A 22,050-nucleotide genomic window follows, 5' to 3' on the forward strand; every position below is an offset into this window, starting at 1 on the left:
AGCCAGCCTAAGTTGCTGGCTTTTTTGTGCGTATAAAAAGCTGAGAAAGGCATGGTGCTATTATCTAAAAAAATAGTACACTGGAAATAGGCTCTAATTCACTACTCATAGAAGGATAATTAGCAAATGGCAGGTAAAACTCGCGTCGCCAAATATCAAGCAGATCGAACCAATCAAAAGTTATATTTCTGTCGTTTATCTTGCCAATCTGCAGGAAGTACCAATGATAAGCAGTTATATCAAGCACATTGTGAGACTGCTATTTTTCACTTGCATGGTGCGCTGCTGGCATTTATTCAGGAGTTGGGTCATTTCTATAGCTTAAACATGACGGCGCCAACTTTGCTCGATATTGAACAAGCATTGAGCGAGCGTACGCAAGTATCTCCTGAGATTCAGCGTCTGCAGCAATTACAGCAGCAAGGTTTTATTGCCAATATAGAACGTGCTTATCAGCGTTGTCTGTATGCAGTACCGCCAGATACTATCGTTGATGAAGCACCAAGTAGCCAATCAGCGTCGCCAGACTTGATTGTCAATGTTGTCACTTTATCTAATCAATGGCTGCCTGATGAGACTACAATACGAGAATGGCGCAATCAGCTTTTAGAGCTGATTGAACAACTGCGTGCAGGTATGGTTGAATTCTAATAGGAAGTAAACCAGAAGATTTATTCTGTGCTTGCTATTTATTGAACCATTTGAAAGTATGATTAAGTAGGGTAGGTCATAGTCTACAGCGCATAAAAAAGGCTTATTCAGTCATTGCTGAATAAGCCTTTTTCTTATTAACTAAAAATAGTGTTGTTTGTTATTCTGGCATCGGAGGCATACTTTCAACGGGCGTCACTGTTAATGGATTTTCCGGTACGCTGTCATCACTACGATTGCTGCTTGGTTTCGTTGATGTTGGAGTGCTAGTATCTTCAGTAGGCTCTGGAACCGAAGGCTTACGCTGCTGGGTTTGAGTCTTGACTGGCTTGGCTGATTTATTAGCGTCATCGTTAACTAGGACGCCATCATCAGTCATCTCTATGATGCTTTGCTGTTGCTTTCTGGATTTTGAGCGGTTATTGATAGATACCCATTGGCTTGGCGTGTCTTTGAGCTGTGCTTTCATAAAGTCCATCCATACTGGCAGCGCTGCCACACCACCATATTCACGGCGACCCATAGTAGATGGTTGATCAAATCCCATCCATACTACTGTCGCATTGGTAGGATGGAACCCAGCAAACCACGCATCTTTGGCCTGATTGGTAGTACCAGTTTTGCCACCGATATCATTGCGACCTAATGCCTTTGCTCTTACCGCTGTACCGCGTTGGACTACATCGCGTAGTATATCTGCCATCTCAAAAGCGACTCTAGGTTGCAGTATGCGCGGTGCTTGTTTGGCTCTTACATATTGTACGGCAGGCGCTTTTAGGCGGTCTGACTGTGGACCTGCGTTATATACCGTTAAATCAAGCTTTTTATCTGTTGTTTCGCTATTATCATTGCTTTCTGATAATGAATTATTGGCAGTTATTTCATTAGTGCTATCATCAAGCGCTTCAATTGACTTCTCATACTCTTCAACTAAGCTGCTATTAACCTTTTCAAGTTTTTCGTTAAAGCATAGTGCACATGCTTGACGTGGATTAGCCTGAAACAACAGCTCGTTTTTATAATTATAAATTTGTTCAATAAAGTAAGGTTGGACACGATGACCACCATTCGCGAAAGTTGAGTAAGCCGTGGCCATTTGTAATGGTGTGGCTTGTCCTGCTCCAAGTGCTAATGACAAGGTTGTCGGCAGCTTTTCTTTATCAAGACCAAATTCATCTAATAGGTTGCGCGTACTTGAGATACCGATAGCTTGCAACAAGCGAATAGATACGAGGTTACGAGACAAATATAAACCACGACGTAAAGTGATATCACCTAAGAAACGTTCATCAGAGTTTTTGGGTTTCCAGTCACCTACTTGGATAGCTCGGTCAGACACGATGGTATCTGGGCGATAACCTTTTTCTAAAGCGGCCGTATAAACAAGTGGCTTAATGGTAGAGCCAGGTTGACGCCATCCTTGCAAGGCACGGTTGAATTTACTGTGGTTGAAATCAAAGCCACCGACCAATGCATTGACAGCACCAGTCTCTGGATTCAACGAGACCAAGCTGCCTTGGATTTTAGGTATTTGACCTAGTTGCCAGTTGCCATTTGAAGTAGGTATCACACGAACGATATCGTTTTTCTTAACGACTTGACTGGCATTGCTAGGGTAATAACCAATACGGTCGGCAGAAATATATTTGCGCGCCCATTTCATACCAGACCAATTAACGGTCACTTCTTCACCGGATTGAAGGACTGCATTAAAACTACGAGAATTGACTTTAGTCACTTTGGCAGGAGACATATTGCTGTAGCGTCGGAAGTTTTCGAGAGGTTCATCATTTGCTTCAGCACCGCGCCAACCATGGCGATGCTCATAGGCAATTAAGCCTGTTATTACTGCTGCTTCTGCATCTGTTTGCGCTTTACTATCTACTGTGAGACGTACGCGCCACCCACCGTGCATGACTTGATCGCCATAACGTTCGACCAAAGAAGCTCGCGTCATTTCTGCCAAATAAGGCATATTTACATCGAGCTTTTCTTTATATAGGTTGATACCTATAGGGGAGTTGACCGCTTCATCATACTGAGCTTTGGTAATATAGCCAAGCTCATGCATGCGTCCAACGATCCAGTTACGGCGAGTCAATGCACGGCTAGGATTGGCAACAGGATTGTATTTAGAAGGGGCTTTTGGTAGACCTGCTAACATGGCCATTTCAGCAATGGTTAGATGGTCTAATGACTTACTATAATATTTTTTGGCCGCAGCGCGGATGCCATAGGCGCCTTCACCCAGATAAATCTTATTGACATATAGTGTCAAGATGTCATTTTTGCTCAGTTCGTCTTCGATCTTCCGCGCCAAAAACAACTCTGTTAGTTTGCGGTTTAAAGTACGTTCTGGACTTAAGAAGTAATTTTTGGCGACCTGCATCGTAATGGTAGAGCCACCGGTTTGACCATCGTCATCAGTGACTGCTTCGGTGACAGCGCGACCAAGACCTTTAATGCTAATTCCACTATGCTGAAAGAAAGAAGCATCTTCGGCTGCTAAAAAAGCATGAGTTAAATCTTCAGGAATCTCATCAAAACTAACTGGCAACGATAAACGATTGCCATATTGGCCAATTAATTTATCATCACTACTATAAATCTGTAATGGCATTTCTAGTTTAGCTGTTTTAATCTCTTGCGTACTAGGTAGGGTCGGCGATAGATACATGGCCATCCCATAAAAACCAATAGGTACAGCAAGTGCTAGAACAACTGCCAATGCTAGGCAAGCGATAAAGAGTCCCACCAAAAAGCGAATGAGACGAGCGGTAGCATTTGTTTTGGCCATAATAAGACTTATTAGTTAGAATTTGTAGCAGACAATATTATTATACATTGAACAAAATAGGCAGGTCATAATAAATGTGTAAGTTGGTCTTAATATATTTTTAAATGCTTGAATCTATCAATTAAGTAAAGTATTGTATTGAATTATTACAAATAACTACCAGATTGTACACTTAATATAAGGTATAGAGCTAGTGAGGCTATTTACTTCCAAAAGTCGACATTTGATTGGCGTGGATATTTGTGCCACCTCAGTAAAGTTGGTTGACATACAGCGTCAGCAAGGCATGTTCCACCTAAAATCTTATGGTATTGAAAGACTACCGGAAGGTATCGTGGTTGATAAGATTCTAGTAGATACAGAAGCTGCCGGTAATATTATAACGAGCTTGGCACGACGCTGCCAAGTCGCGGGTAGCAATGCTGCGACCGCTGTTTCTGGCTCTGCAGTGATTACTAAAATCATTGATATGGATATGACACTCAGCGATGTAGAGCGTGAGGCGCAAATACGTTTAGATGCTGATCAGTATGTGCCTTATCCATTAGAAGACGTCAATCTAGATTTTGAAGTATTAGGACCGTCTTTGGTTAGTGAAGATATGGTTCAGGTATTGCTTGCTGCTTCTCGTTCAGAAAACGTCGACCAACGTGTTGATGCTTTAGCCTTTGGTGGACTACAAACGAAAGTCATGGATATCGAATCTCATGCAATCGAGCGTGCGTTTGGATTGATGGTAGATAGCCTACCAAATGTACCAGAACTAGTAGCATTGGTAGATATCGGCCATAATCAGACCACATTATATATTGCCAAGAATGGTGAGTTTATTTATAGTCGTGAGCAGTTATTTGGTGGTACTCAGCTGACCGAGGCAATACAAAATCGCTATGGCCTATCAGCAGAAGAAGCGACACTAAGTAAACGCGAACGTACCTTGCCTGATGACTACTATCCTGAAGTACTAACCCCTTTTATAGAAAATACCATTCAACAAATCACTCGCTCTTTACAGTTTTATTTTTCATCAAGTCAATATAGCAGTATCGATCATGTGGTGCTTGCAGGGGGCAGTAGTTCTATTGCAGGTCTCGCTGGTATGGCACAACAAAAGCTGGGTGTAACTGTCAGTGTTGCCAACCCTTTTACCAATATGACTATTGCACCAAATATTGACAATGAGCAACTGGCGGTTGATGCGCCAAGCTTAATGGCTGCATGCGGTCTTGCGTTAAGGAGCTTTGACTAATGGCTCGTATTAACCTTTTACCTTGGCGACAAGAAGAGCGTGAACGTCGTAACAAAGAGTTTATGACATTGATAGTGGCAGTAACGTTACTGACCCTATTAGCAGCTTTTGCTTCATGGAGTTATTTCAATAATGAACTTGATGAGCAGCTTGATGCCAACGCATTGATCGAACAAGAAAACACTCGCTTAGACACTGCATTGACCGAAATTGACAGTTTAGAACAGCGCCGTGAAGACATTATTTCACGCATGCAAGTCATTCAAGATTTGCAGGGACGACGTCCTGTGCCTGTACGTTTATGGGATGATCTCGCTAAAGCTATTCCACCAGCACTTTATCTAAATAACCTCAAACGTGAAGGTGATACGCTAACTTTGACAGGCTTAGCGGACAATCCAAATATTGTGTCCAGCCTGATTCGTAACCTTGATAACAGTAAATGGATGGGCAACTCAGCAGTAAGTAACATTCAACAGAATATTAGCGCTTATGAGGCTGCTCCAGTACTCAATAATACGGTTAATACTGGTGAGCAAGTGCGCCCCGTTTATCCTGAAGACAGTTACGTACAGTTTGTAGTAACGACTAGAGTACAATCGGAAACTCAGACTGCTGCTGATACCGATACTGGTCTAGGAGGTGCATTATGAAGCTTATCCGCAAAAAGAGCCTCTCTAAAACCAAAAAATCTGCTTTAAAGCCAAAAAAGCAATTCGATTTAAATGAGTTTCGTCGTAGTTTTGAGTCGCTAGATTCAGAAAACTATGGCAGTTGGCCATTACCTGTAAAGGTGACAGTGATTGGTCTTATCATCACTTTTATCGCAGCATTGTCATGGGCATTACCCATCAGTAGCAAAATCGATGAGATCAATGCGGCTGAAAGCCAGCAGCAGACCTTGCTTGATAGCTACCGTGAAAAAGAATCTCGCGCACGTCATTTAAAAGCATATCAAGCGCAAGTTGTCCAAATGGAAACTGAATTTAATACTTTGTTAGATCAGTTGCCGAAAGATACGCGTGTGTCAGAATTGGTGGAAGGCATAAACATGACAGGCGTTGGTAGTAATATTCGTTTTCAGGATATTTCAGTAGAGCCTGAAATTGAAAATGAATTCTTTATTGAGCAGCCAATACGTATTGCTGCTTTGGGTGAATACCATCAGTTTGGTAGCTTTATCAGTGGTCTGGCTGCACTGCCTCGAATTATCACGATGCATGATTTTGAAGTCAGTAACCCGCAGCCTACATTAGATGTTTTGCCAGAGCTTAACTTAGTCTTGCAAACTAAGACTTATCGCTCTAAAGAAGCGGCTCCTGAAGGTGATGAAGCCGCTGCTACTGATGCAAATGCAGGAGGCAACTAATGAGTATTCAAAGAATGCCCATGCTATTGGTTTTAAGTGTCGCTGTTTTATCTATGACTGGGTGTAGTGACCGTATAGGTATGGCAGAACAGGCAATGACCGATATCCGTAATCAGCCTGCACAGCCTATTGAGCCGCCGCCTAAAGCCGAGCTGGTAGAGGATTTTGTATATAGCGCTAGTTCGCAGCGTAGTCCATTTTTACCACCGAGTTTAGTCAATGTACAAGGCCCGACCACTCCTATAGATGGTGTACGACCAGATATCAACAGAATCAAAGAACCGCTTGAGCAGTATGAATTGTCGCAATTGGTCTTCCGAGGTGTGGTGATTTCGCCCGAAGGTCAGCGATATGCATTGATACAACGTCCTGATGGTTCGGTTGCCAGTGTTAAAGTAGGCGATTATCTTGGATTGAATGACGGCCGTATTGTTGAAATCACGCCGACCCAGGTTAACTTGATTGAAATTGTGCCAGATAGCCGCGCAGGGTTTGTAGAAAAACCCCAGTCGCTGGTATCCCCTATAAGCTAAGTCGGCAGATTTTTTGAGGAATAAATAATGACAGTACGCAATAACAAGGTAATGATGATGAGCAACCGCATGTCTTCTGCTTTTGCCATTTCAGCACTGGCAGTCAGTATGGTGGCTGTGACTAATAGTGCTCATGCTGCACAGCGCATCGATAATGTCTCTGTAGTACAGACCGCACCTGCAGTGACGCAAATGCGTTTGGGGTTTACAGGATTGCCAGTATTGCCTGCAGCCTATCAGCTTGATGATCCTAGTCGCTTAGTCTTAGATTTCGAACAAGTACAGAATGGGCTTGCTAGCCGCTTCAACGAATATAACATTGGTGCGATTAATGACGTTACGACGCTAAGTAGTGACAGTACCACGCGCCTCATTGTTGGTTTGAAAGAGTCAGGAAATTATACGACGGCGATTGAAGGCAATGATTTATTGCTAACCATCACTGATCCTAATCGTCCCGTCATTACCAGCGACCCGATTCAAGATGTGCTCAATAACAATAATAGTATGACAACGACCGCAATTGTTACGCCTATTGTTGAGAGCTCCACTGTACCAGTAGCACCTGTACGTACTACGAGCAAGGTTGTGGTGAAGAACGAAGTACCAGCTGATACGATGGTGGTCAGAGTCAATCCGCTTTTGAATCCTCAATTGGCAGCTTCGCAAGTAAGCAAGCAGTATAGTTATGATGGGCTAAGCGCAGTCAATTTTTCAGCAGGCAGTGATGGTGGCGGCAATGTCAGCATGGTACTCGCCAACGAAGCCATTCCAGTAGATGTGCAGCGTCAAGGCAATAAACTTGTCGTACGTTTGACTGGTAGTACGGTTCCGAGAAACTTACTACGCCGATTGAATATTAATAGTGGTCTTGTTGGTAGTATTGATACCAAAAACCAAGGACAGAATGGCGTCGTCACCATTAACATGAATGACGATTATGAGTATCAAGCTTACCAATCAGGTAACCAGTTGAATATTGGTATTAAAAAGCCTGAGCTGTTACGTGAGCCGACGCTGGAAGAAAGAGTCTATAGTGGCGAACCGCTATCTATGGAATTCCAAGATGTTGAGGTTCGTAGTGTCTTAGATATTTTGGCGCAGTTTACTGAGATGAATATCGTGGCAAGTGATTCCGTTGCTGGTAACATCACTTTGCGTTTGATTAACGTTCCTTGGGATCAAGCCCTCGATATTATTTTGAAAAGCAAAAACTTGGGTAAGCGTGAGAATGGTAATGTGATTTTGGTTGCGCCTTCTACTGAGCTCGCTGAGCAAGAAGCACGTGAATTAGAAGCGCAGCAAGCTGTTCAATCTTACGCACCTTTGCGTACTGAGTACATTCGTTTAAGCTATGCAAAAGCACAAGATGTCTTAACGCTTATTTCGCAAGGTAGCGGCGCGACCGGTAATAATAGTGGCCTATCAAATCGTGAGGATAATAATACGTTGTTATCCAATCGTGGTACGGTAACGGTTGATGAACGTACTAATACTTTGATTATTAAAGACGTTGCTGACAGTATCGAAAATATCCATAAACTAATCAGCAAAATTGATATTCCTGTTCGTCAAGTCATGATTGAAGCACGTATCGTCAGTGCAACTGATAGCTTCAGTAAAGAGATCGGTGTTCGTTGGGGTATCTTGTCAAATGGTGCAGCCAACAACCGTAGCTTATTGGTTGGCGGTAGCGATCAAACCTTATGGGATTTGAAAGATTTTGATGTAGAGACGACGACGGTAAATGGTCAAACCGTTTCTTATCCTTCTTATGACATTAGTCGTCCTGATAACCTAAACGTTGATTTAGGCGTTTCTAACCCAGCTGGCAGTATCGCTTTTGGTTTGCTCAGTATGTCTGATGTAATGCTTGATCTTGAGTTGTCAGCACTACAGGCGGACAACCGTGGTGAAGTTATTTCTACACCAAAGATTTTGACGGCGGACAAGCAGACAGCGAAAGTTTCTTCTGGTACTCAGATTCCGTATCAAGAAGCATCAGCCAGTGGTGCCACGACAACCAGTTTTAGAGAGGCTGCATTAAGTCTAGAAGCGACACCAAACATCACGCCTGATGGTAAAATTGGTTTGCAATTGGTCATTACCAACGGCACGCCAACTATTATCAATAATCAGGTTGCTATCTCTGAGGACTCTATATCAACCAATGTCATCATTGAAGATGGACAGACAGTGGTGTTAGGCGGCGTCTTTAAAAACCGCACTAGTAATGGCGTAGATAAAGTACCGTTCTTAGGGGACTTGCCTTATATCGGTCGTGCATTCCGTCGTGATGTACGTAGTAATAGTAAGGAAGAGCTACTTATTTTCGTAACTCCAAAGCTTATTAATGATGGTACGAGTCGTCTAAACTAATCATAAATTGTTTAGCTAGTTACTAAAAAAAGTAAGCCATAGTGCTTGCTTTTTTTATGCGCGAAATTAGTGGTTTTAGTGTTGTAATATCTATGTATGTACTGATGAATGGTGTGCTCTAAACTTTACTCACAATAATCACGGCTCATTACTAGCCAGAATAACAATGACGTTGTATCATACCTAATTTAGCTGAGTAAGTATTATGGGGCAGGAATTACCGTCGGTGTTTTTAGTGGGTCCGATGGGAGCAGGGAAGACGACAATCGGGAAACTGCTTGCCAAGCAGTTAGGTCGCACTTTTGTAGACAGTGATTGGTATATTGAATCGCAGACAGGTGCCGACATTGCTTGGATATTTGCCAAAGAAGGTGAAGCAGGTTTCCGTGAGCGTGAAACGCGTGCCATTGATGAATTGACCCAAAACTCTCAAATCGTATTAGCGACCGGTGGCGGTGCAGTTATGTGTGCTGAAAACCGAGAGTTCCTAAAACAGCGTGGCATCGTCGTTTATCTTAACGCACCTGTCGAGGTGCAGCTAGCACGCACCTCTAAAGACAAGTCTCGACCACTATTGCAGCAGCCTAATCCTAGAAAAATATTGCAAGAGTTATACAGTGCGCGCGATCCGCTCTATCGCCAAGTCGCCCATATTATTATGCCTACTGGTCACACGTACCCACGCCATATGGTCAATCAATTGATGCAGCAGCTAGAATCATTTGTTGATTGCACTACGGACTCATCGGCGCACCAAGAAGACTAGTAATAGACTGGTAACTACGTTTGATATGCAGACTCAATTACTTTTACCTCACCGAAAATGCTTTAGGAGTATCACATGGTAATGCCGTTTCATGATGGCCTAATAGTTCATACGCAAAGTCATGATTATCCTATTGTCATTACTGAAAAATCTACGACTGAACATAGCAGTATGGCGAAGCAAATCGCGCCTTATGTCAGTGGTCGTCAGGTTTTGATCGTTACTAATGACACTGTGGCACCTTTATACTTAAAAGCATTAGAAAATGAGCTAGCAGAGCAGTTTACGGTAAAGGTGTGCGCACTGCCAGATGGCGAACAATACAAAAATCAGGCAAGTATTGATCAGATTTACGATGCGCTAATGACAGAACACTTTAATCGCGATGTGACACTTATTGCCCTTGGCGGTGGTGTAATCGGAGATATGACTGGTTTTGCTGCTGCTAGCTTTATGCGCGGTGTCAATTTTATCCAAATTCCAACGACGCTACTGTCACAAGTAGATTCTAGTGTTGGTGGTAAAACAGGTATCAATCATCCGCAAGGTAAAAATATGATTGGTGCTTTTTGGCAGCCGCAAATGGTGCTTGCTGATATGAGTACGCTTAAGACACTGCCTGCGCGTGAGCTATCGGCTGGAGTGGCTGAGATTATTAAATATGCCCTTATCATGGATGAGGCGTTTTTAACGTGGCTTGAAGCAAACTTGCCTGCAATGATGGCGCTTGATTTGGCAGTACTTGGTGAAGCCGTAAAGCGCTGCTGTCAGTACAAAGCCGATGTAGTGGCACAAGACGAAAGAGAGTCTGGTGTGCGCGCGCTATTGAACTTTGGACATACTTTTGGTCATGTGATTGAAACACATGAAGGCTATGGCAATTGGTTACATGGCGAAGCAGTAGCCGCTGGCATGGTACAAGCAGCTGAGCTATCGCAAAAAATTGGCTGGTTAACTGATGATGAAGTCGTACGTATTAAGCATGTTTTAGAGTTGGCAAACTTACCTATTACGCCCCCAGCTATCGATGTAGACACTGCTCTAGATTTAATGGGACACGATAAAAAGGTGAAACACGGACAAATCCGCCTAATTTTGTTAAAATCAATTGGCGATGCGGTAATGACTAATGAGTTTGACGGCCAACTATTGCATGAAGTTTTGTCAAAACATAGCGCGTAACGTCTCAAGAATTTATCGTTTATATATTTATACTAAAATCTCGTACTTATAGCCGACTGGTTAGCTGTACCCCTGTTTAAATAAGCATTTATATCATGCTGTAAAACATGTGTTTACCAAGGACCGCCTCATGGCAACATCAAAAACAAAAACGCGTACTGCTAGCCAATCATACAGTCGTCAAGCACTGATTTGGCTAATAGTGACCTTGCTTTTAGGGGTGGTCACAGCGTTAGTATGGATGTTTAGTCAAACGCCAACCATGGGTGCCAAAATTGAGAATGCACCAATATCAGCGCCAGAGATTTTGAATGAAGAGTTTGAGCAACCACTAAAAGTCGAATCGCTACATGAGTTAGATACGGATGTACAACCGATTAACTTTGATGCAACGATTCGAGATTTGCGCGATTATCCAGACGAGTTCAAAGACAAGCGTTATCTGCTGGCTAATAAAGGCAAGTGGACTGTTCAAGTAATGAATGTCGCTGAAAATGATGTGATTGTTAGTTACTTAGAAGGCCGTAAAGATCGCGATAGATTTGCTTACTTCCGTTATCTTGATGATGAAAAACAAGTCCGTTATATGCTGACTTATGGGATTATGAGTAGCCCGCAAGAAGCGGTAGGAGCCGCAAAGCTAATAGACTTTAAGTTACCTACAAACGTACGTGTACTGCCAGAAGAGATTAATCGGTATGTCAGTATTATTGATAATTATGAGCGTCCTGATCCAGTAAAAGATTTGAGTACGAAACGTACACGTGCCGTCGATTTGAAACCTACTAAGCGCGAAGTGCCAGCTCGTTTGCAAGAAGAAGCTGATGACGCCGCTGCTCAAGCAGCTAGTGCTAACAGTAATCGAAGTAACCAAGAAAGCGCTAATAGTAGCAGCACTCAAGAAAGTATTCGTCAGTCGGTAGATACCTCTGCCACGCTATCTGTTAGCGAAGAGCGTACGGTTGGTGGTGAGACGCAAACAATATCTGAAGCCTCGCCAAAAGATGAAAACAACGCAAGTAAGTCCGCGCCAGAAAACAAAAAGCCTGCGGCACCGGCGGAGAACTCTACTAGTAAGAAGCCACCAGTCGTGCCAACGCCTAAGCCTCCTAGTAACACGAACAATAATTCAAATGCTAATGGCAAAAGTGCTAACGCTAACCCTCCCAAAAATAATAGCGATAGTATAAAAGCGCTAATAGAAGACAAAAGTAATTAATTTTTGCTTGATTAATTAAACCTACTAGCTATTTGGTTAGTGGGTTTTTTTAGCACTATACAAAATAGTTTTATCGTCACAATAAGCGGCAAGCTACTATTGCTAAGTATTATCAAAGCCTTTTGCTAACTGTCATTTATATGGTTTGCATTAAGATTTTAATAGCAGTTTTATTTGTCTCATAACCAATAGTAATAAGTCCTCTTACAATTTATGGCTGATGAATCGATAGAAAAGACTAGATTTTTCGACAATCATTAACTAATATAACTGTGGGCGACGTTCTGTATAGTTATCGTAAAAAATGTCTATTTAACAACTATTTAGTGGTTTTTTCTTAGTTTTTAGAGTTCTTTACTAAATATTATTGTCTCAAGCGCGGTTACTTACTATCTATAATAAGGTTATCGTAAGTGACGCAACCTCTCTTATTGTCACTCTTTTTAGGGTAAACAAAGTGCTTGAATACAGAGCGTCAGATATTCAAGATAAACGAGTGCACCGTTATTAAGTTATTGTATGCGTAGCGCTAAATGCTAGACATGACAACATAACAAATGATGCTTAAATGAATGGCATTAGATATCACTGATTGAGTAACTGGCATTTAAGGGCGTAGATTCTCCCGTTGCCAAGGGCTGCTACTTACTATCTTTTGATACACGGACCACATGTCAAGACATCAGCTAATGACCAGGAGGGTCAAGGGTTTTACTTTCTCTTAGAGTATGATGTCTATCGAGCATTGCACTATTTGCCAATTCGAACACACGAATATCCACTATCAGCCCGTTCTGCTTACGGGTACCAACTTATACTCCGCATTGGAAATGTAAGTTGCCCGTCTACTTAAAAGGACAAGCTATGTCAATGATTTCCTCACAAACACACCTGGCCACGCCAGATGATTTTTCTGATAATTGCGGTTTTGGCCTAATTGCCCATATTGAGGGTGAAGCGAGCCATGATTTGGTAAAAACTGCCATTCATAGTTTAAGTTGTATGACACATCGCGGCGGTGTTGCTGCTGACGGTAGAACTGGTGATGGTTGTGGCTTACTATTAGCGACGCCTACCGATTTCTTTAAACAGATTGCTGACGAGCAGCAATTTGCCATTACGGACAACTTTGCTGTCGGTATGGTGTTCGTGAATTTAGATAGCGATAAAGCCAAGCATAGCCAACAAGTATTAAGCGATGAGATTACCGCCCAAGGATTAGAAGTGGCTGGCTGGCGTGATGTACCACTCGACTTGAGTATTGTTGGTGAGATTGGTCGTGAGACATTGCCAGACTTTAAGCAAGTGTTCGTTAATGCGCCAGATGATCTAGCTGCTGATGACTTCAACCGTAAGCTGTTTGTTGCACGCAAAAAAGCAGAGCAGCGTTTGATAGATGATGAGCTATTCTATGTTTGCTCATTGAGTTGTCAGACCATTATTTATAAAGGCTTGGTAATGCCTTCAGACTTGCCAGCGTTTTTCTTGGATTTGCAAGATGAGCGTTTGGTATCACATATCGTAGTATTCCATCAGCGTTTCTCAACCAATACGTTACCGCGCTGGCCACTGGCACAACCCTTCCGTTATCTTGCGCATAATGGCGAGTTGAATACCATTACGGGCAACCGCAACTGGTCTAAAGCCCGTACGCCAAAGCTAAAATCAGACAAACTGCCTAACTTGAATGAGCTGACACCACTTGTAAATAGTACCGGTTCAGATTCATCAAGCTTAGATAACATGCTTGAAGTGCTCATGTCTGGTGGTATGAATCTGTTCCATGCAATGTCTATCTTGGTACCGCCAGCGTGGCAGAATGTTGATAGCATGGATATGGATCTGCGTGCGTTTTATGAGTTTTACTCACAGCATATGGAAGCGTGGGACGGTCCAGCAGGTCTAGTCATTCAAGATGGACGCTATGCGGTCTGTATGCTCGATAGAAACGGTCTGCGCCCGTCACGTTGGGTAACCACTAAGAACGGTTATATCACTGTTGCATCAGAAGTGGGTGTTTGGGATTACGAGCCACAAGATGTATTGGCAAAAGGTCGCGTTGGACCTGGTCAAATGCTGGTCATTGATACGTTGACTGGTCAAATTTTAGATACGACGGCTATTGCAACTTTATTGAAAACGGCTCATCCATATCGTAAATGGTTGCGTGAAGAAGCGACGCGTGTTCGTGATGATGAACGTCTAGAAGAAACGTTAGCAACGCAAGCGTGCCGCGGTGATAAGCTCAAAGCGCTACAAAAGATGTATCACATCACCAATGAAGAGCGTACAGAAATCATTCGCCCTAATGCTGAAAATGGTCAAGAACCAGTCGGCTCAATGGGTGACGATACGCCAATGGCTGTACTGTCGCAGCAAATCCGCCATGTCGGTGACTTCTTCCGCCAACAGTTTGCACAGGTGACCAATCCGCCAATCGATCCATTACGTGAATCTATAGTGATGTCGTTGCAGACTTGTCTAGGCGCTGAGACTAATGTATTTGCACCATCTGCGAGAGATGCTCATCGTATTATTTTGTCATCGCCAGTATTGTCAGCCAGCAAAATGCAGCAGCTTGAAACTTTGGATGATCCAGCGTTCAAGATGGCTCGGATTGATCTGAACTATGACCGTACTTTAGAGCTATCTGATGCTATCGTGGCTATTTGTGAGCAGGTGGCAGATAACATTCGCTCAGGCAATACGTTGATTGTCTTATCTGATAAAGATATCGATGCAGACAAAGTACCAGCTAATGCCATTATGGTTACTGGCGCTGTGCATCATTATCTAATCGCGCAAGGTATCCGTACCGATGCTAACTTAATCATTGAAACAGGTCTTGCTCGTGACTCGCATCAAATAGCGGTATTGATTGGCTTCGGTGCAACTTGTGTATATCCATATCTGGCATATGATGTCATTGATGATTTGGTCGCTACTGGTGAGTTACTTGGTGATCCGATTCAAGCCCGTGTTAATTTCCGCAAAGGCTTGGATAAAGGTTTGCTAAAAATCTTATCAAAAATGGGTATCTCTACCATTGTTTCTTATCGTGGCGCGCAGTTGTTTGAAGCAGTAGGCCTATCAGAAGAAGTCGTCAATTTGTGCTTTAAAGGCGTACAAAGCCGTATCAAAGGCGCTACCTTTGCAGACCTTGCAGCTGATCAAGCACAATTGGCTGCCAATGCGTTTAAGCGTCGTGCCCCTCTAGATCAGGGCGGTCTGCTCAAGTTTGTCTTCAACAAAGAGTACCATGCCTTTAACCCCGATGTGATTAACAGCCTGCATACCGCGGTACGTACTGGTGATTACGATAATTACCGTAATTATGCTGAGCTAGTTAATAGCCGTCCGGTCGCGACTTTGCGTGATTTGTTGCAACTGAAAACTGACAACAGTATCGATGTCAATGAAGTGGAAGATATCTCTGAAATCTTGACGCGTTTTGACTCAGCTGGCATGTCATTAGGGGCGCTATCTCCTGAAGCGCATGAGTCAATTGCGATGGCTATGAATACCATCGGTGGTCGTTCAAACTCTGGTGAAGGCGGTGAAGATCCTGCGCGTTACGGCACATTGCGCAACTCAAAAATCAAGCAAGTGGCTTCTGGTCGTTTTGGGGTAACGCCTGCATATCTTCGTTCCGCCGAAGTCATGCAGATTAAAGTAGCCCAAGGTGCCAAGCCTGGTGAAGGTGGGCAGCTACCTGGTGGTAAAGTCAATGCGCTGATTGCACGTTTGCGTTATTCAGTACCAGGTGTGACTTTGATTTCACCGCCGCCGCATCATGATATTTATTCTATCGAAGATTTGGCACAGCTGATTTTTGATTTAAAACAAGTCAATCCAGATGCATTGGTATCGGTTAAATTGGTCTCACGTCCAGGTGTTGGTACGATCGCGACAGGTGTTGCAAAAGCCTATGCCGATCTGATTACTATCTCGGGCTATGACGGTGGTACAGCAGCGTCTCCGCTATCGTCTATCCATCATGCAGGCTCACCATGGGAGCTAGGTTTGGCTGAGACTCACCAGTCTCTACGAGTGAATGGGTTACGTGATAAGGTACGTGTCCAGACTGACGGTGGTCTAAAAACAGGACTGGATGTAGTAAAAGCTGCTATCTTGGGTGCAGAGAGCTTTGGTTTTGGTACCACGCCAATGATTGCAGTTGGTTGTAAGTACCTACGTATCTGTCATTTGAATAACTGTCCGACAGGTGTTGCAACTCAAAAAGCCAAGCTGCGTGATGAGCATTTCATTGGCGAAGCAGAAATGCTGATTAACTTCTTTAAGTTTGTCGCAACTGAGACGCGTGAGTGGTTGGCAGCGCTAGGGGTTCGTAGCATGGAGGAGCTGGTCGGTCGTACTGACTTGCTTGATATCTTAGAAGGTAATACGGACAAGCAGCGTCATCTTGATTTAACGCCATTGCTATTTAGTCATCCAGCCAGTGTGGGCAAAGCCCAAACTTGTCAGGTGGAGCGTAATGAACCGTTTGATAAAGGTTTGCTTGCTGAGCAGATGATTAGCGATATGCTTGTGAACATTCGCAAAGGGGCGGGCGGCGACTATAGCTATTTCGTTGGTAACTGTGACCGCTCTATCGGTGCTCGTATTTCTGGTGAAATTGCGCAAGTCTGGGGCAACCTTGGCATGAGCGATATGCCCATTAAGCTGCGTCTAACTGGTACGGCAGGGCAAAGCCTAGGCGTGTGGAATGCTGGTGGCCTAAATATCGAGCTTGAAGGCGACGCCAATGACTATGTGGGTAAAGGTATGGCAGGCGGTGAGATTGTTATCTATCCGCCAAAAGACTCAAACTTTATAGCACAAGAAACGGCCATCATCGGTAATACCTGTCTCTATGGTGCAACTGGCGGTAAGCTATATGCTGCTGGTACAGCAGGTGAGCGTTTTGGCGTTCGTAACTCTGGTGCACATGCAGTCATCGAAGGCACAGGCGACCATTGCTGTGAATATATGACGGGCGGTATTGTCACGATTCTTGGCCGTACTGGACTCAACTTCGGTGCTGGTATGACGGGTGGTTTTGCGTATGTACTCGATATGGAAGGCGACTTCTTTGACCGTTGCAACCATGAGCTAATCGATCTAAACCGTATTTCAAGCGAGCAAACAGAAGAGCATCGCATTCATTTGCAACAAGTGATTGAAGCTCATGTAGATAAAACAGGCAGTGCATGGGGCCAGACAATTCTGAACGACTTTGAGCACTATGTTCGTAAGTTCTATTTGGTTAAGCCAAAAGCGGCGAACATTGCAAGCCTTCTTAAAACTACCATGGCCGACCCACAATAGCCGATACGTAACTGCCTATCGTATCAATGGAGTGCATTGATGGATCGGCAGTCGCTTTAATCAGGTTAGCCAGCGTTCCGTTTTTAGAGACGTTTTAACTCACAGGTTTTCAGCAGGTACGTAACAGCAGCGATACATGTCTTAGATTTTAGACAAACCAAACATCGCTGACTGTCGCCACCCACTGCAAAAGAGCCTTATATAAAAGAGATAGCACCATGGCAAAACGCTTAGAAAATAACTTCCAGTTTTTAGATGTACCGAGATTTGATCCAACCAAAAAAGACATTGCAACGCGTTCAACAGAGTTTGTTGAAATTTATAAACCTTTCGAAAACGAAGCCGTTGCTCAGCAAGCGCATCGCTGCCTTGAATGTGGTAACCCGTACTGCGAATGGAAATGTCCAGTACACAACTATATTCCTAACTGGCTAAAGTTGGCGACAGAAGGTCAGATATTTCAGGCAGCTGAATTGTGCCACCGTACCAATACCTTGCCTGAAGTATGCGGACGAGTTTGCCCACAAGATCGTCTGTGTGAAGGCGCTTGTACGTTAAATGATGGTTTTGGTGCAGTGACCATTGGTAATGTCGAAAAATATATCAACGATACCGCGTTTGCACTTGGTTGGCGTCCAGATATGTCTGAAGTCGTTTGGACAGATAAAAAAGTCGCTATCATTGGCGCAGGACCAGCAGGTTTAGGTTGTGCGGATATCTTGGTCAGAAATGGTGTCAAACCAGTCGTCTTTGATAAGCGCCCTGAAATTGGTGGCTTACTGACATTCGGTATCCCTGAGTTCAAAATGGAAAAAGACGTCATGCGCAATCGCCGTGTAATCTTTGAAGACATGGGTATCGAATTCCGTTTAGAAACAGAGATTGGTACAGACTTCACCATTGATGAGCTATTGGCTGAGTATGACGCGGTATTTATGGGTATGGGTACATACACCTATATGCGTGGCGGCTTCGCTGGTGAAGAGCTGACAGGCGTCTACGATGCGTTAGATTACCTGATTGCCAACGTGAACCGTTGCAATGACTGGGAAAAAGACGCTGAAGAGTACATCGACTTTAAAGGTAAAAAGGTGGTGGTACTTGGTGGCGGCGATACAGCAATGGACTGTAACCGTACCAGTATCCGTCAAGGCGCCGAAAAAGTAGTTTGTGCCTATCGCCGTGACGAAGAAAACATGCCGGGTTCACGCCGCGAAGTGGTCAATGCTCGCGAGGAAGGCGTCGAGTTCTTATTTAATCGTCAGCCAACCGAAATCATTGGCTTAAACGGTAAAGTTAACGGTGTAAAAGTTGTTACTACTCAGCTAGGTGCACCAGACAACCGTGGTCGTCAACGCCCTGAGCCAATTCCTAATTCTGAAGAGATCATTCCATGTGATGCAGTCATCATGGCATTTGGTTTTAGACCAAGTCCTGCTGATTGGTTCGAGTCTCAGCAAGTGGGGATGGACAGCTCTGGTCGCGTACTAGCAGCCGAAAAGCAAACCTTTAAATTCCAGACCCAAAATCCTAAAATCTTCGCTGGTGGCGATATGGTGCGTGGTTCTGACTTGGTTGTGACAGCGATTTGGGAAGGCCGTGAAGCTGCGGAAGGTATTCTAGACTACCTAGAAGTGTAATACGCTAGCGCAATAGACTATTACTCATTAACACTGATGCAGTTCTCAATGAACAATTTGTTGAGTCATTTGATAAATAATCTTCAATAGCGTAGATTTCAATATAGTGTGCTAGGATATTTTTTATAACGCCTTTTACCTGTGAATAATAGGTAAAAGGCGTTATTTTTTGCCCGTCATTTTGCTGATAGAATATCCATTTATATTTACCCTTAGTTATTGAGATATTTTAATAATCCTTTACTAAAATATCTCACCTAAATATTCCACCCAAAAAGAGTAGCCTTGCGTGAAACCCACCCTTTATCAGCGTATCACTGCTCCATTTATCGAACCCTATGTTCGCTACCAACATGCAGATATCCTACATGCCACCCGCCTAGGCACGGCTGTGATACTGGCTTTATTGGTCAATAAAATCACCAATCTTCCGCACGGTGAATGGACGACCATTACAGTATTTATTATTCTAGGGTTATTGCAATACCAAGGCGCTATTTATACCAAGGCTAAAGAGCGCGTGATCGGTACCTTATTAGGTATAGGTACTGCGCTTGGAGTGTTATGGTTTAATCAAAATGCAGGTGCATGGCTATGGGTAGACTATGCGCTTATTGGTCTGCTCAGCGGTATCATTGGCTATCTAGCTGTCAGACAGCTTGGGTATACAGGGCTGCTAACGGGTATCACTATGCTGATGATTGTCTCTGATTTAGGCAATAATAGCATTGGTCAAGATGGTATCTACCGCGCGCTAAATATCTTACTGGGGACAGGCGTTTCGGTAGCAGTAACGCTAATTTTGCCGCTAAAATCGACCTTGATGTGGCGATTTTTATTGAGTAGCAACCTTGACGCTTGTAGTAGCCTTTACGCGGGCGTAGGTCATCATATTGACGCAACGGATGGAGTAGTGGACGACTCTGTTCAAAAGTTAAACCCAGTAGCCTTTCCAGTTAAGGAAGTACCCGTTGACAGAGCGTTGGTCACAGCATTACAACAGATCAATAAACGCTTGCTGGCTGTGCGTCCACATATTGCGGCGACAGCAAGTGAGTCAGGAATCGAAAAAGAAACGCTAGAGACGATCCAACGTACCCACCGTAATATCATCGGGACGATTGATTTATTGTTAAGTGCGGCTCCGCGCTTAGCAAATATCGAAATTGATGAAGAAAACCATGTTTTATTGGTACATTATCAGCATGAGCTAACCCAAGCGATGCAACACATGGCAGCGGTATTACGTAGTCCAAGTGACGAAGTATTCCGGCCCATTACTCGTATTGCCGTCTCAGAGTATCCAAGCGTACAGCACCTAGCATTTGAGTGGCAGGGCTATTTTTGGCTGACCCAAACCTTGCAGACTCAGTTGCAGCAGCTGAGTGATTTACTACAAACATCGAAACCGCATTGGTTTGCTGCATCCGGTCTGGGCTATCAACGCCGCGAGCAGCGCCGAATGAAAGAGCAGGGCGGCGAGACGGATTTACATTTATGACGTAAAAAAACGCTGACCATTTAGGATCAGCGTTTTTTTTCGAAGACTACTTTATTCTAAAATGCTAAATCAAAACTATTAACGACCAGTCTTTAGCTTGTCCCAGTACTGTTGATACACTTGCAATGCTTCGTCGCCCACATCTTCTTGGAACTCAGCTTTTGCCAGTACTTCTTTAGAAGGATAAATCGTTGGATTGTTTTGGACGCTCTCATCCATCAGCTCACGCGCTGCTATGTTTGGTGATGCGTAGCCAATCTCTTCGCTGACGATTTTTGCATTTTCAGGACGCAACAAGTAATCAATAAATTTATGTGCTGCATCAACTTGCTTGGCGTTTTTTGGAATGACAAAGTTGTCCATCCATAAGATAGCGCCTTCGGTTGGATACTTATAAACCAAGCTAGTCAAACCTTCGTCATTGGCCATGACTGCTTCACCATTCCATGTCATACCAAGTGCCGTCTCACCCTCGATATACGGCATACGTGTCGCATCAGAGTTAAAAGTTTTGACGTTTGGCATCAACGTGGTGAGCTTATCGTAAGCAGCTTCGATTTCGTCAGGATTGCTACTATTACCTGAGTAGCCAAGAGTCAGCAGTGCCATACCGAATACTTCACGCACGTCATTGGTCAGCATCACCTGACCCTTATACTTAGGATCCCATAGGTCATTCCAGCTATTGACAGTTTTCGGATCGACACTGTCACCGTTAATGGCTAGACCGGTGCTGCCCCACATATAAGGGATAGAGTATTTGTTATCAGGATCGACTTTGGTATTAGTAAATGAGGTATCAAGGTTTTTGAAATTGCTCAATTTTGATTTGTCTAGCTCTTGCAACAGCCCTTCTTTCGCCATTTTTTCGACATAATAAGTCGATGGAATGGCTAAGTCATACTGGCTCGAATCATCCAACAGTTTGAGCTTGGCATACATGGCTTCGTTAGAGTCAAATGTGGTGTAATTAACTGAGATGCCAGTCTCTTCTTCAAAGCCATCAAGAATTTCTTGCGGCATATATTCTGACCAGTTGTAAAGGTTCAGCGTCTCATTACTCGCCGCAGCACTGCCATCCGCTGCATTGTCAGAGTTGCTACAACTGGCAAGCACCAGGCCGACAGCCACTGCTAATAATGCTTTTGGCACTATGCGACTGACACTAGCCGAGGTGTGAGTAGTGGGATGGGACGATGATAAATGGGTCAAAATATCTCTCCTAAATAAAGATAATGCAAATTAGAAAAATTCAATAAAAAAGCCAAAAAGATACAAGCCTGACATGGCCAATAAAACTATTATGGTCATTAATTTGTACAATTTAAAGGGTTATTATTAAGGCAGTGCTTGACAATACTAATAAAAATAGCCAATTGGGCTAATGAGGTGGGTAGCAAAACTAATTTAATGACAGCTAATTCTGAGTAGAATTG

Annotated in this window: 14 protein-coding genes; 12 read left to right on the forward strand and 2 right to left on the reverse strand. The window is 43.6% G+C overall.

Annotated elements, in window-relative coordinates; all coding sequences use genetic code 11:
• Positions 1-126 precede the first annotated feature (126 nt).
• Entirely contained in the window at positions 127-651 is a 525-nt protein-coding gene (locus QL886_RS09920; RefSeq protein ID WP_290178582.1) for a DUF6586 family protein, read from the forward strand.
• Positions 652-811: 160 nt separating this feature from the next.
• Here the strand turns inward: QL886_RS09920 and QL886_RS09925 are convergent, their stop codons facing one another.
• Positions 812-3,448, reverse strand: coding sequence for a PBP1A family penicillin-binding protein (locus QL886_RS09925; protein ID WP_290178583.1), 2,637 nt, complete (start codon positions 3,446-3,448; stop codon positions 812-814).
• 193 nt (positions 3,449-3,641) lie between these two features.
• On the opposite strand from QL886_RS09925, the gene pilM reads away from it, so the two are divergent.
• From pilM to QL886_RS09980, 11 genes are all read left to right on the forward strand, one after another.
• Positions 3,642-4,697, forward strand: a complete 1,056-nt coding sequence (pilM, locus tag QL886_RS09930; RefSeq protein ID WP_290178584.1) for a type IV pilus assembly protein PilM — start codon at positions 3,642-3,644, stop codon at positions 4,695-4,697.
• Positions 4,697-5,350 carry a PilN domain-containing protein gene (locus QL886_RS09935; RefSeq protein ID WP_290178585.1) on the forward strand — a complete coding sequence of 218 codons (654 nt, stop codon included), beginning with the start codon at positions 4,697-4,699 and terminating at the stop codon, positions 5,348-5,350. Before pilM ends, QL886_RS09935 begins: the two co-directional genes overlap by 1 nt.
• Positions 5,347-6,066, forward strand: a complete 720-nt coding sequence (pilO, locus tag QL886_RS09940) for a type 4a pilus biogenesis protein PilO (protein WP_102090383.1) — start codon at positions 5,347-5,349, stop codon at positions 6,064-6,066. Before QL886_RS09935 ends, pilO begins: the two co-directional genes overlap by 4 nt.
• Entirely contained in the window at positions 6,066-6,599 is a 534-nt protein-coding gene (locus QL886_RS09945) for a pilus assembly protein PilP (RefSeq protein WP_160023655.1), read from the forward strand. The genes pilO and QL886_RS09945 overlap by 1 nt, the downstream gene beginning before the upstream one ends.
• A gap of 27 nt (positions 6,600-6,626) precedes the next feature.
• The gene (gene pilQ / locus QL886_RS09950) at positions 6,627-8,978 is read left to right on the forward strand and encodes a type IV pilus secretin PilQ (protein WP_290178587.1); all 2,352 of its coding nucleotides are present in this window, start codon (positions 6,627-6,629) and stop codon (positions 8,976-8,978) included.
• A 205-nt stretch (positions 8,979-9,183) separates the two neighbouring features.
• Positions 9,184-9,744: a shikimate kinase AroK gene (gene aroK / locus QL886_RS09955; protein WP_201549312.1), complete on the forward strand. Its 561-nt coding sequence runs from the start codon at positions 9,184-9,186 to the stop codon at positions 9,742-9,744.
• Between the two features lie 75 nt (positions 9,745-9,819).
• Complete coding sequence (gene aroB, locus QL886_RS09960; RefSeq protein WP_290178588.1) at positions 9,820-10,926, forward strand: 3-dehydroquinate synthase; 1,107 nt, start codon at positions 9,820-9,822, stop codon at positions 10,924-10,926.
• A gap of 130 nt (positions 10,927-11,056) precedes the next feature.
• Positions 11,057-12,145, forward strand: coding sequence for a hypothetical protein (locus QL886_RS09965; protein ID WP_290178590.1), 1,089 nt, complete (start codon positions 11,057-11,059; stop codon positions 12,143-12,145).
• Positions 12,146-13,009: 864 nt separating this feature from the next.
• Entirely contained in the window at positions 13,010-17,473 is a 4,464-nt protein-coding gene (gene gltB / locus QL886_RS09970) for a glutamate synthase large subunit (RefSeq protein ID WP_290178591.1), read from the forward strand.
• Between the two features lie 218 nt (positions 17,474-17,691).
• Positions 17,692-19,113, forward strand: coding sequence for a glutamate synthase subunit beta (locus QL886_RS09975; RefSeq protein ID WP_290178592.1), 1,422 nt, complete (start codon positions 17,692-17,694; stop codon positions 19,111-19,113).
• A 289-nt stretch (positions 19,114-19,402) separates the two neighbouring features.
• Positions 19,403-20,614 carry an FUSC family protein gene (locus QL886_RS09980; protein WP_114701635.1) on the forward strand — a complete coding sequence of 404 codons (1,212 nt, stop codon included), beginning with the start codon at positions 19,403-19,405 and terminating at the stop codon, positions 20,612-20,614.
• A 78-nt stretch (positions 20,615-20,692) separates the two neighbouring features.
• Here QL886_RS09980 and QL886_RS09985 read toward each other — a convergent pair whose 3' ends face one another.
• Positions 20,693-21,826, reverse strand: coding sequence for an extracellular solute-binding protein (locus QL886_RS09985; RefSeq protein ID WP_290178594.1), 1,134 nt, complete (start codon positions 21,824-21,826; stop codon positions 20,693-20,695).
• Between the last annotated feature and the right edge of the window lie 224 nt (positions 21,827-22,050).

This window comes from Psychrobacter sp. APC 3281 (assembly GCF_030407815.1).
Taxonomy (GTDB): Bacteria; Pseudomonadota; Gammaproteobacteria; order Pseudomonadales; family Moraxellaceae; genus Psychrobacter.

What these genes read in the sequence shown, in the direction of transcription:
- gltB (WP_290178591.1), top strand. Translation starts at nt 13,010, where the DNA reads ATGTCAATGATTTCCTCACAAACACACCTGGCCACGCCAGATGATTTT.
- pilO (WP_102090383.1), top strand. Translation starts at nt 5,347, where the DNA reads ATGAAGCTTATCCGCAAAAAGAGCCTCTCTAAAACCAAAAAATCTGCT.
- QL886_RS09925 (WP_290178583.1), bottom strand. Translation starts at nt 3,448, where the DNA reads ATGGCCAAAACAAATGCTACCGCTCGTCTCATTCGCTTTTTGGTGGGA.
- QL886_RS09920 (WP_290178582.1), top strand. Translation starts at nt 127, where the DNA reads ATGGCAGGTAAAACTCGCGTCGCCAAATATCAAGCAGATCGAACCAAT.
- QL886_RS09965 (WP_290178590.1), top strand. Translation starts at nt 11,057, where the DNA reads ATGGCAACATCAAAAACAAAAACGCGTACTGCTAGCCAATCATACAGT.
- QL886_RS09975 (WP_290178592.1), top strand. Translation starts at nt 17,692, where the DNA reads ATGGCAAAACGCTTAGAAAATAACTTCCAGTTTTTAGATGTACCGAGA.
- aroB (WP_290178588.1), top strand. Translation starts at nt 9,820, where the DNA reads ATGGTAATGCCGTTTCATGATGGCCTAATAGTTCATACGCAAAGTCAT.
- QL886_RS09945 (WP_160023655.1), top strand. Translation starts at nt 6,066, where the DNA reads ATGAGTATTCAAAGAATGCCCATGCTATTGGTTTTAAGTGTCGCTGTT.
- pilQ (WP_290178587.1), top strand. Translation starts at nt 6,627, where the DNA reads ATGACAGTACGCAATAACAAGGTAATGATGATGAGCAACCGCATGTCT.
- aroK (WP_201549312.1), top strand. Translation starts at nt 9,184, where the DNA reads ATGGGGCAGGAATTACCGTCGGTGTTTTTAGTGGGTCCGATGGGAGCA.
- QL886_RS09935 (WP_290178585.1), top strand. Translation starts at nt 4,697, where the DNA reads ATGGCTCGTATTAACCTTTTACCTTGGCGACAAGAAGAGCGTGAACGT.